The organism is Microbacterium sp. F01 (genome assembly GCF_056156365.1).
On record NZ_CM149592.1, the window covers coordinates 2,810,767 to 2,821,240 of the forward strand.

12 protein-coding genes are annotated in these 10,474 nt (G+C 68.2%); all 12 read left to right on the forward strand.

Annotated elements, in window-relative coordinates; translation table 11 throughout:
• Positions 1-122 precede the first annotated feature (122 nt).
• The 12 genes from ACVN90_RS12915 to ACVN90_RS12970 all read left to right on the forward strand — a co-directional run bounded on the left by ACVN90_RS12915 (position 123) and on the right by ACVN90_RS12970 (position 10,416).
• Positions 123-1,205, forward strand: a complete 1,083-nt coding sequence (locus tag ACVN90_RS12915) for an ArdC-like ssDNA-binding domain-containing protein (protein WP_475098643.1) — start codon at positions 123-125, stop codon at positions 1,203-1,205.
• Positions 1,205-2,086 carry a bifunctional DNA primase/polymerase gene (locus ACVN90_RS12920; protein WP_475098644.1) on the forward strand — a complete coding sequence of 294 codons (882 nt, stop codon included), beginning with the start codon at positions 1,205-1,207 and terminating at the stop codon, positions 2,084-2,086. The genes ACVN90_RS12915 and ACVN90_RS12920 overlap by 1 nt, the downstream gene beginning before the upstream one ends.
• Positions 2,083-2,739, forward strand: coding sequence for a DUF2637 domain-containing protein (locus ACVN90_RS12925; protein ID WP_475098645.1), 657 nt, complete (start codon positions 2,083-2,085; stop codon positions 2,737-2,739). The genes ACVN90_RS12920 and ACVN90_RS12925 overlap by 4 nt, the downstream gene beginning before the upstream one ends.
• Positions 2,736-3,155, forward strand: a complete 420-nt coding sequence (locus tag ACVN90_RS12930; RefSeq protein WP_475098646.1) for a hypothetical protein — start codon at positions 2,736-2,738, stop codon at positions 3,153-3,155. The genes ACVN90_RS12925 and ACVN90_RS12930 overlap by 4 nt, the downstream gene beginning before the upstream one ends.
• Before the next feature lie 78 nt (positions 3,156-3,233).
• Positions 3,234-4,058 (forward strand): hypothetical protein, encoded by an 825-nt coding sequence (locus ACVN90_RS12935; RefSeq protein ID WP_475098647.1) that lies wholly within the window; start codon positions 3,234-3,236, stop codon positions 4,056-4,058.
• Complete coding sequence (locus ACVN90_RS12940) at positions 4,055-5,062, forward strand: ParB/RepB/Spo0J family partition protein (protein ID WP_475098648.1); 1,008 nt, start codon at positions 4,055-4,057, stop codon at positions 5,060-5,062. The genes ACVN90_RS12935 and ACVN90_RS12940 overlap by 4 nt, the downstream gene beginning before the upstream one ends.
• 35 nt (positions 5,063-5,097) lie before the next feature.
• A complete protein-coding gene (locus ACVN90_RS12945) occupies positions 5,098-5,742 on the forward strand; it encodes a hypothetical protein (RefSeq protein WP_475098649.1) in 645 nt (214 codons plus the stop codon).
• Positions 5,743-5,754: 12 nt separating this feature from the next.
• A complete protein-coding gene (locus tag ACVN90_RS12950) occupies positions 5,755-6,927 on the forward strand; it encodes a M23 family metallopeptidase (RefSeq protein ID WP_475098650.1) in 1,173 nt (390 codons plus the stop codon).
• A gap of 4 nt (positions 6,928-6,931) precedes the next feature.
• On the forward strand, positions 6,932-7,198 hold the full coding sequence (locus tag ACVN90_RS12955) for a DUF6112 family protein (RefSeq protein ID WP_475098651.1): 267 nt from the start codon (positions 6,932-6,934) through the stop codon (positions 7,196-7,198).
• A gap of 101 nt (positions 7,199-7,299) precedes the next feature.
• Positions 7,300-7,569 carry a DUF6112 family protein gene (locus tag ACVN90_RS12960; protein ID WP_116193375.1) on the forward strand — a complete coding sequence of 90 codons (270 nt, stop codon included), beginning with the start codon at positions 7,300-7,302 and terminating at the stop codon, positions 7,567-7,569.
• Positions 7,570-7,597: 28 nt separating this feature from the next.
• Positions 7,598-8,959 carry a conjugal transfer protein TrbL gene (locus tag ACVN90_RS12965; RefSeq protein ID WP_475098652.1) on the forward strand — a complete coding sequence of 454 codons (1,362 nt, stop codon included), beginning with the start codon at positions 7,598-7,600 and terminating at the stop codon, positions 8,957-8,959.
• Complete coding sequence (locus ACVN90_RS12970; RefSeq protein ID WP_475098653.1) at positions 8,956-10,416, forward strand: SCO6880 family protein; 1,461 nt, start codon at positions 8,956-8,958, stop codon at positions 10,414-10,416. The genes ACVN90_RS12965 and ACVN90_RS12970 overlap by 4 nt, the downstream gene beginning before the upstream one ends.
• The last annotated feature ends 58 nt before the right edge of the window (positions 10,417-10,474 follow it).

Sequence of the window (10,474 nt, forward strand, 5' to 3'; positions counted from 1 at the left end):
CGCACAGTCCTCTTGCGCACTCCCCCGGTTGCCGCCGAGGTGCTGACGACCTCGACGGTGAGTCGAGACGCACCTCTGCTGTTGAAGCCGCCACACGCGGCGTCCATAGGAGGGGACGTGCCATGGCTCACCAGAGACCCGGTGACGATGTCACCGCGGCGAAGCTCGACCGGCTGCATGCTCAGCTCGCTGATGCGGTAGCCGCTCTTGTGACGGGCGACGACTGGAACCGCGCTCTCGCGTTTGCAGCCCGGTTTCGCTCTCGGTCGTTCAACAACACGCTGCTCATCTGGATGCAGCACGCAGCGGCGTTCGAACAGGGCAGGGTTTCCGCACCCACGCCGACATACGTCGGTGGCTTTCGGCAGTGGCTGACGCTGGGACGGTCCGTCGATCACGGCCAGCCCGGCTACATGATCTACGCGCCCGTCATCGGCCGATTCGCCTCGCGCACTCCGCAGATCGCAGAGTCGTGGCGCAGGCTCGCTCCACGCGAGGCTCCCCAGCGAGGCGAGGCGGTGCAGTCGCGCCTGGTGGGCGTGCGCCCGGCATACGTCTGGGATGCCTCGCAGACCAGCGGCGCGCCGATCCCGGAGGAACCCCGGCCGCAGTTGCTGGAGGGTGAGGCGCCACCAGGGATGTGGGACGGCCTCGCGACGCTCGTGCGCGCAAAGGGCTACTCGTTGCGCCTTGTCGACAGTGATCGGGACCTGGGAGGAGCGAACGGCATGACCGATTACCTCACGCGGAGCGTCGCCATCCGAGGCGACGTCGATCCTGCAGCGCGCGCGAAGACGCTCGCGCACGAACTCGCTCATGTGGAGCTCCACGGCCCGGATCATCCCGAGGCATCCCTCCATCGGGGAATCGGCGAGGTGGAGGCCGAATCTGTCGCGCTGATGATCGGCGCAGCGCACGGGCTCGACACGTCGAGCTACACCATCCCCTACGTTTCGACGTGGGCGACCTCCGTCGACGGGAAGACGCCGGTCGAGGTCGTCCAGGCAACGGGTGAACGCGTGCGTTCGACCGCGGTCGCGATTCTTGCGGAGTTGCACACGGCTCAGGTGGGAGCGGGCGATCCGCCGGGACTGTCGAGAGAGGCGGCGACAGCGCGTCCGTGGGATCGACCCCACGACGCCACCCCCACGGGCTCCGACCGGCGACACGTCTCCCGCGCTGCGACTACTGGGCGGGTGCTCTGATGGACACCGCAGCGCTGCTCACATCCGTGCTGGGGCTGCCGCCGAGGGTGGGAGCGGCACGTTTCGCTGCCGCCGGCGTGCCGATCTTTCCGTGCAAGGCGGCCGAGAAGCGCCCGCTGACGCAACACGGCTTCCGCGACGCGACCTCCGACATCGAGCAGATCAGTCGGTGGTGGGCGCGATGGCCCGACGCGAACATCGGGATGCCGACCGGCTCCCCCTCGGGACTCGAGGTCGTCGACGTAGATGTGCACGGCCGTGTGCGAGGATTCGGTCCCTTCGAGCTCGCCCGCCGGGAAGGTCTCGCGGACCGCTGGCAGGTTCTGGTGAAGACAGCATCCGGCGGCATGCACGCCTACTACCCCGCAGACCCGCAAAGACCCCAGCCGTCGTGGCAGGCGGCGAGGTGTGGCATCGATTTCCGGGGCGAGGGCGGCTACGTGATCGTTCCACCGTCGCGGGTGATGTTCGAAGGCAACAGGGCGAGCTACGAGATCATCGGCGTCGGCCGCCCGGGCGCCGTGCCGCTCGACGCGGCGGCTCTTCGGCAGTTCCTCGACCCGAGGCCAGTTCGTTCGACGATCGCCACCACCACGACCCACCGAGATGTGGACGCGGATCGGATCGCAGGGTGGCTTGCCACACGGATGGAGGGCGAACGCAACCGCGCTCTTTACTGGGCCGCCTGCCGCCTGGCGGAGAACGGCGTGCCTGATGACAACGCCCGAGCCGTTCTCGGCCCGGCCGCAGAACGGGTCGGCCTGCACGAGGCGGAGATCCTCACCACCATCCGCTCCGCGTACCGAACGGTGGTGGGGGCGACACCGCCCTTTCGAACCCGCGCAACCAGCCCGTCGATGAAGGGACGCGTGATCTCATGATCTCCGAGTCTGCGCAGCTGCGATCGGGTCGCCTCGCCGTGTGGACGGCGGTGGCGGGCACGGTCTTCATCGCGATCGGCGCCTTCTGGCTGTCGTTCACCGCCCTCGCCGATCTGGCACATCGGTCAGGCATCGCCGCCAACCAAGCCTGGGCGTGGCCGCTGATCGTCGACGGGATCATCGTCGTGGGCACGGTCTCGGTCGTCGCGCTCGCAGGTGGGCGGGAGGCGTGGTACCCGTGGATGCTCCTGATCGCGGGCGCGGCGGTCTCCGTCGCCGCTAACGCGATCCACGCCGTTGTCGCCGCCGACGCAGATGTTCCACCGGTGCTCGCAGCATCGGTCGCGGCGGTACCGCCGCTGGTCTTGCTCTCCATCACGCACCTCACCGTCGTGCTCACCCAGCGGTTCCGAGTTCCTCACTCCTCCACAGCATCCGCCGTACAAGCGCCATCCACAGAAGTCGTGCAACTCCACCCGCATCCGGACGTTCCGGAGAAGGGTGCCCGTAGACACATCGCGGCGCTGATGCGTCAGCGCGGGATGTCGAACAAGGAGATTGCGAGCGCCACGGGAGTCCACCCGTCGACAGTCGGCCGATGGTTGGCGGGGACCCTCGGTACACCTGACCTTCAGAAAGGGGCCACGCCATGATCGAGTACGACCGGGACAATCGGCCCGACGTGCCATTCCGCACGTCGGGCGACGATCCTGCCCGCTCCGCCCGGTCGGCCGGCTCGGCCGGCGACGAGGTGTCCGAGTTCGCGCGGCATGGAGATCCTTCGCTCGAGCGGCAGCCGTTGAACCTGTCGGGTTCGGAGCGCGTCCGGAGCGAGGTTGTCTGGATGCGGCCAACCGAGCTCATGCCGGTGGTTACCGGTCGAGTCGCCGGGCAGGGCATCGACCTCGAGGCATCCATCGCACGCCGTGCCCGCGCGGTGCCCACCCAAGGTGTCGCGGCGACGCGACGCGCCATTCGTGACCGGGCGCTTCATCTGCCTCCCGTGACTGCGTTCGGCAGTGGTCGCCATGTGCATGGTTCAGTCCGGCGTTCCGGGATCGGTCGGTAGCGGGTTGCCATGGCCAGCCAACGTTCATGGTCACCTGCAGGCGCATCGTCTTTCCCCCTGGGCGATGACGATGAGCCGATGCGCGAGCGCCACGAGTTCGAGAGCTCGGAGGGGCTTCGCGCGCTCCTGGACAGCCTCGCCGCCCGGGATCACGGCGCGTGGCGCCACGACCGGGAAGCTGCGGCGCTCATGGCGCACGTCGTCAAGCGGTACGCGAAGCTGGCCCGCAAGCATGGACTCGACCCCTGGGATGCCGGGGCCGCCGCTTTCGATGCCATGCGGTCGGCCGCGGTCCGGAATGCGGATGATCCGTGGGCGGTGGTGACGCGTGCCGTCCAGGTGACGATGATCGCTGAGGAGCGGGCGAACGGTCTGCTTTGCTGGGTCTATCAGGCGCGTCGCCCCGAGTTCTCCACGTTCCACGACCCCGAGCGGTTCAGCGATCGGGAGAACCCGCTGAGCGACTACCACCCGGCGCTGCGCGTGGAGTCCTTCGGCGACGATGACGAAGCGGAGAATCCGCAGGAAGGAACCGGCATCGTCGAGGCCGTTGAGAATGCGATCGCGTTCCTCACCCTCCTCGGCTGGCCACGCACACCCGCCCGCACGGCGATGGAGTACATCTGCGCGCGTCTCAGCGAGGTGTCCTCCCGCGCAACCGCGTGGGAGTCTCTCCGGCGCGACATCCACGGCAGAACCCTCCTCGACCTGTCGTCGACGTCGTGGAATGGTTTGCTGCGCGCTGTGCTCGGGAACCCCGAGCCGGAAGTCGCCCGTACGACCGCGGGTCGCGGCATCCTGCTGCGGCTGCTCATCGGCGAGCCACTCCGGTCCCTGCTGACGGATGACGACCTTGTCCTTGCCGTCAGTCTCTCCGCGCCTGCCGAGAAGGTGAGGCAGTGACCGTGAGCGCGAGAGTCGGCCACATCGAGCTCGAGCGATCGATCGCGTCGATCACCGTCGGGAATCGGCACCGCCAGGAGTACGGCGACATTGACGAGCTCGCTGCATCCATCACCCGCGACGGCCTCCTGCAGCCTGTCACAGTGACGCCCGAGGGCATCCTGGTCTGCGGCGCCCGCCGACTCGAAGCCCTGAAGCAGCTCGGAGAGAAGACCATTAAGGTCTGGGTGAGATCCGGAGTCTCGGATCGGTTGGCGGAGCTGCTCGCCGAGCAGGCGGAGAACGTGCTCCACAAGCCGCTCACCCCCACCGAGGCGACGACGCTGTACACCGAGTTGAAGGAGTACATCAGCGAGGACGCGCAGCGCCGCCAGGCGGTGACACAGTTCAGCCGGCTGGGCGAACCGGGCGGAAACCACGGTGGTGCCACGGTGGCACCACCGCAATTCAAGGCGGGGAAGAGCCGGCTGCAGGCAGCAGTGATGGTGACCGGAAGGGCGTCCTACACGACGCTCGATCGCATCGCAGAGCTTCAGCGGCTCGTTGCCAGCCCGGTCACCGACCCCGAGGTGCGGGAGATGGCGATCGAAGAGCTGCGGATGATCGACGAGGGTGGCAGCGTCACGGCCGCCCACGCGCGGATCCGGGAAGTCATTCGTCCGACGCCGCGAACAATCGAGGATTTCGAAGCGCCCGAGGACTTCGATCCGCCGGACGAACTCGAGCGGCTGGCGAACGCGGCGCTCGCGCGAGTCAAGGAGGCAAAGCGTGGACGCAACTCCCGCAGGGCGCGCACAGCGTCCACGCATGTCTTTCCGGTCCGCGCCTTTGTGCGCGTGTGGGAGGACCTCGACCAGTGGTGGACCCACTTCGACGTCGCTGCTGTCGCCACGGAGCTGACAGGCGAGCAGCTCGCGCAGTTCGAGGAGACCCTGGCATCCACGGTTGAGTTCTTCGCTCAGTTGCGCAGCGCACGCGCTCAGTTCGGACGGGAGATCGCGTGATGACAATCACACAGTGTCCCCATCGTCGACGCCTCTTGGTCCTGCTCGCGGTGACCCTCGGCGTGGTTGCTGCGCTGGTCGGAGTCGGACTCTACGGACTCGTCCTCGCCCCTTCGCCTGACGCCGCGACGCCGACGATCGAGCCGACAGATTCGGCGGCTGCACCTGACCTGCCGACACCCGCAGCCTCGGGCAGCACACTCCCCGCGCTTGCTTCCACGACAGATCCTGAAGCGTTTGCTCGGGACGCCGCTGAGTCGCTGATCACGTGGGAGACCACCGCGTTCGAGCTGACCGAGCACGCACAGGTCATCGTCGACGCGGGCGATCCGTCCGGCTTCGAGACGGCCGCGCTCGCATCCGACGTGCGCTCGTACCTCCCGACGGCGGATGCCTGGGCGCAACTGCGCACCTATGGAACGCGCCAATGGCTGACGATCGACGATATCTTCATCCCCGCATCCTGGGACGAGGCGCTCGACCAGGCCGCGGAGGGCGACCTTCTGCCTGGCACGATCGCGTACACGGTCTCTGGGACGCGTCATCGGGCCGGTACCGTCGGCACCGAGGCGCAGGAGACGTCCCGGCCGATCGCGTTCACCCTGTTCATCGCGTGCGAGCCGAGTTTCGACGAGTGTCATCTGCTCCGGCTGTCCGAGGTTGACAACCCGCTGCGATGACCGGCGCAGAACATGAAGAAGCTCATCATCTGCGTGGCGCTGGCGCTGCTCGTGCTCCCGTTCGCGGGGATCGTTGCCGTTCCGGTTTTCCTCTCCCCCGCGCTCGCGGCGTGCCAGACCTCGGGCCAACTGGTCGTCTCCGAGGTGCCGGACAAGCTCACCGCCGTCACGAGCGACGGCGTGTCCGTCACTCTTCGCCGGGCACAGCTCACGCACGCGGCAACGATCATCACCGTCGGCAGCGGAATCGAGGGCGTCGGGCGGCAGGGCGTGCTCATCGGATTGATGGCGGCGCTGACGGAGTCGACATTGAGGATGCTGGCGAACGCCGCGCATCCCGCGTCTCTCGAGATGCCCAACGACGGCGTCGGGAGCGACCATGACTCGCTGGGACTGTTCCAGATGCGGCCCAGTTCGGGGTGGGGCACCGTTGTGGAGCTCATGGATCCGACCTACCAGGTGCGTGCGTTCTTCGGTGGCGCGGAGGGTCCCAACTACCCGTCGCCGGCGGGACTCCTCGATATCGCGGGTTGGCAGACCGCAGATCCCGGGTCCTCGGCACAGGCCGTCGAACGCTCCGCCTTTCCCGACCGGTATCAGGATTATCAGCCGGTCGCGGAAGCAATCATCGCGGCGCTGACCAAGCCTGCGATGCCCGGCAACCACAACGCTGCGCCGCTCGACGACGTCCCCGAAACGACCCGGGTTGTGTTTCCTCTCCCGACCAGTTCTTGGGTGCGCTCGAGCGGCTACGGCTGGCGCTACGACACCATGCTCAAGCGCCAGGGGCTTCACGCGGGCACCGATTACGCGGGTGCCGACGGGACGCCCATCCTCGCGATCGCGGACGGTGTCGTCACATGGGTGGGCCCGTTCGGTGGGTACGGGCAGCTGATCGTCATCGAGCACACGGTGGACGGCGCCCGCGTGGCGTCCGCTTACGCGCACATGTGGGAGTCCGGCGTGCACGTGTCCGTCGGCGAGCGTGTGACCGCGGGCCAGCACATCGGCGACGTGGGCGCTTCGGGGAAGTCGCAGGGCGCTCATCTGCATTTCGAGATCCGACCGGGTAGGTCGTTCGAGCCGTCGGTGGACGCTGAGGCGTGGCTCGCCGAGCACGGCGCCGCGGGGGTGGATGCTGCAACCTCCGGCACGTCCGCGTGCCTCTCGGGCGCGGCTGGGTGACCGGATGGACATCTTTCCCGACTTCGGCGCCGTTGAAGGCGCGGAGGACCTCCGCGCGATCGTCGGCGCGCTGCTCACGTACGTGCTGATCTTCGCGGTGCTCACGACCCTGATCTGCGCGGTGACGTGGGCGATCTCGTCATCGAGCGGCAACTACCAGTCGGCGATCCGTTCGCGCGCCGGCCTGTTCGTCGCTGTCGGAGCGGCGATCCTCGCCGGCGCAGGTGTGGCGTGGATGAACTTCCTCATCGGGGTCGGTCAACAGCTGTAGCCGCTCGCTCGCGCAGGGCCGCGTTTCGTGGGCCCACTTTGCGGGGACGCCGCACGCACCTTGTACGCAGGTTCGTTTCTGCCCAGACAAGGAGCAAGACCGTGATTGACATCGCACCCAACGGGTCGGGACTTCCCGGCATCGAGCAGCTCCGCGTCATCGTCGGCGCCGTGATGACTGTCGGACTCATCCTCGCCGTGCTCGCCCTCATCATCGCCGCCGTCGCGTGGGGGTACGGCGCCAACTCGTCGAATCCCCATCTCGCCTCTCGTGGCAAGCTCGGCGTGCTCGTCGCATGCGGTGCGGCCGTCATCTGCGGCGCGTCGGTCACGCTCGTGAACTTCTTCTGGGGCGTCGGCCAGTCGGTGTGAGCTGGCTGGTGCATCGAGAGGCGCGCGTGTGGGCGGCGTATGTGATACACCGGCCATCGCCGAGGTCTGCCAGACCGTCGGCTCGGGTGTCGTGTCGCTCGTCGCCGCACCGTTCGATTGGCTCGCTCACACGCTGGGCGCAGCGGCCGCATGGTTCTTCCAAGCGGTGTGGGCGGTCTTCGACACGACGACGCTCGTCGACGTCACGGGTGGCCAGTACGTCCAGGTGTACAACCTGCTCTTCGGCGTCGCACTGTTCGTGATGCTCGTGTTCTTCTGCCTCCAGCTGATCACCGGCCTGGCGCACCGCGATCCGACCGCTCTCTCACGCGCCGCGATCGGTCTGGGAAAATCCGTCCTCGGCTCATTCGTCGCGATCACGCTGACTGCCACCCTGCTCGAGATCACCGATCGGCTGGCGATCGGCATCGTTCAGGCCACCGGGAACACGATGGAAGGGATGGGCGACAGGATCGCCCTGATGGCGACGGGCCTGGTCGCGATCAATATCACCAGCCCCGGCGTGGGCGCGATCACGACGATCTTCCTCGCCGGACTCGCGATCGCGGCAGCCGCCATCGTCTGGTTCTCGCTCCTCATCCGAAAGGCGCTCCTCCTCGTCGCGATCGTGTTCGCCCCGATCGCGCTGGCGGGTTTCTCGTGGGATGCCGCACGAGGCTGGTTCGGCAAATGGGTCGCGTTCGTCGTCGCCCTCGTGTTCTCGAAACTCGTTCTCGTCGTCCTGTTCCTCGTCGCCGTCAACCAGACTGCAGCACCGATCGATCTCGACCTCGCCTCCATCAGCGACCCGATCGCCGGAGTCGTCCTCATGCTCGTCGCCGCCTTCGCCCCCTACATGACCTACAAGTTCATCTCGTTCGTTGGCGTCGACATGTACCACGCGATGTCCACGGAACAGGAGGCGAAGGGCGCGATGAACCGTCCCGTTCCGGTGCCGGTGACGCCGGCGACGGGGAGGGCGGCAAGGTCGGTCCTGGACGGTGCGGGCGCATCGAAGGGCGCGGGAGCGGGCGCCACGGCCACCGCACCCGGCGCTGCCAGTGCCAGCGCCGGCACATCGGGCGCCGTCGGTGCGGGGGCTTCTGGGGCCGGAGCTGCGGGCGCCGGCGGAGCTGGCGCGGCCGCGGCCGCCGGCCCCGCCGCAGCCGTTGTCATCGGTGGTCAGGTGATCAGCAAAGCGGCGACCGCCGGCCCGAAGCTGGGCGCTGCCGCCAGCCACGCCGCATCCGGACATGCCGAGGGCGCCGTCCCGACTGAGCTGCCGACAACGGCGGGCGCGCCGGAGGGAGCTGTTCCGGCCCCGCAGCCGAAGCCCACAACTGCTCCGCCGCGTCCGATTCCCACTCCGCGCGAGAGGACTCCCGCATGACCGCCACGAACACGCGCACGAATCAGCTCCGCCCGGTTCAGTTCTCCCGGCTGCCCAAGCGCGGCGTACTGCTCGGGCTGTCGCTCGCTCAGCTCGTGACACTCGCCATCGGACTCATCGCGTTCACGACCGCGGTGTACATGGGTGGCGGCATCCTGTTCGGCCTCACCTCACCGATCTGGGCGACCAGCCTGGTGCTCTCGTTCGTCCCCGTCGGCGGACGCAAGATCATCGAATGGGTGCCGATCACGCTCCGCTGGGTGTGGCGAAGCATCGGCGGCCAGCTCCGGTTCCGAGCGGACGTCGTCCGGCCGCGCCCCGCCGGGACGCTCGCCCTCCCCGGAGACGCCGCGGCGCTGCGCGAATGGGTGGATCCGGAGACCGGCGCCGCCATGATCCAGGATCCACATGCCCAGACGCTGACCGCCGTCGTCGGCATCACCCATCCCGCGTTCGTCCTCCTCGATAGCGGCGAGCAGGAACGGCGAGTCGCCGGCTGGGGTCGCGTGCTCGCGACCGTGTGCCGATCCGGCCGCATCGCCCGCGTACAGGTCTCCGAACGCACCGTCCCCAGCTCGGGAAGCGGCCTCGCCGAATGGTGGGCCAGGCACGGCATCGACGACAACACTTGGCCGGCGATGACCTACAAGGAACTCATCGAACGCGCCGGCCCCGCCGGTGAACGGCACGCGACCACGATCTCCCTCGCACTCGACCTGCGCGCCGCCGCCCGACAGATCCGCGCCGCCGGCGGCGGGATGAAAGGCGCTGCGAGCGTCCTCCGGCAGGAGATGACCACTTTCGCGACGGCCCTGCGGGCCGCCGACCTGACACCCACCGAGTGGCTCACCCCGGGCGACGTCGCCGTTGCACTCCGCTCCGCGTACGACCCGGCAGCCGCCCCCGCGCTCGAGCGCCACGGCGACATCGGCAGGTCCCTTGCGACAGCCGGACCGGTCGCCGTCACCGAGTCCTGGGATCGGCTTCACACCGACTCCGCGCATCATGCGGTCCTCTGGATCTCGGAATGGCCGCGATCGCAGGTCTTCCCGGGCTTTCTCTCTCCGTTGCTGTTGACCTCCGGCATCCAGCGCACCTTCACGCTCATCTGCACCCCGGTGCGCGCCGATGTCGCCGCGCGAGACATCCGCAGGAAGAAGGTGGGGCTACTGTCGGATGCTGCGCAGCGGGCGAAGATCGGTCAGATCGAGGATGCCGCGCGCACAGCCGAATACAACGACGTCATCCAACAAGAGTCAGACCTGACCGCAGGGCACGGCGTACTGCGCTACACCGGCCTTCTGGCTGTGTCCTCCCCATCAGCCGATGAACTCGACGCTGCGGTCGCTGCCATCGAGCAAGCCGCGGTGCAGGCTGCCTGCGAGACACGCCGACTGGTCGGGCAGCAGGCGCAAGCGTTCGCCGCCGCTGCGCTGCCCCTCTGCCGAACGATCTGAACCAACTGACAGACCGCTGACGCCGCATCCACCCGGGGACGACACGCGCACCTCCTCA

What these genes read in the sequence shown, in the direction of transcription:
- ACVN90_RS12915 (WP_475098643.1), top strand. Translation starts at nt 123, where the DNA reads ATGGCTCACCAGAGACCCGGTGACGATGTCACCGCGGCGAAGCTCGAC.
- ACVN90_RS12920 (WP_475098644.1), top strand. Translation starts at nt 1,205, where the DNA reads ATGGACACCGCAGCGCTGCTCACATCCGTGCTGGGGCTGCCGCCGAGG.
- ACVN90_RS12925 (WP_475098645.1), top strand. Translation starts at nt 2,083, where the DNA reads ATGATCTCCGAGTCTGCGCAGCTGCGATCGGGTCGCCTCGCCGTGTGG.
- ACVN90_RS12930 (WP_475098646.1), top strand. Translation starts at nt 2,736, where the DNA reads ATGATCGAGTACGACCGGGACAATCGGCCCGACGTGCCATTCCGCACG.
- ACVN90_RS12935 (WP_475098647.1), top strand. Translation starts at nt 3,234, where the DNA reads ATGCGCGAGCGCCACGAGTTCGAGAGCTCGGAGGGGCTTCGCGCGCTC.
- ACVN90_RS12950 (WP_475098650.1), top strand. Translation starts at nt 5,755, where the DNA reads ATGAAGAAGCTCATCATCTGCGTGGCGCTGGCGCTGCTCGTGCTCCCG.
- ACVN90_RS12955 (WP_475098651.1), top strand. Translation starts at nt 6,932, where the DNA reads ATGGACATCTTTCCCGACTTCGGCGCCGTTGAAGGCGCGGAGGACCTC.
- ACVN90_RS12970 (WP_475098653.1), top strand. Translation starts at nt 8,956, where the DNA reads ATGACCGCCACGAACACGCGCACGAATCAGCTCCGCCCGGTTCAGTTC.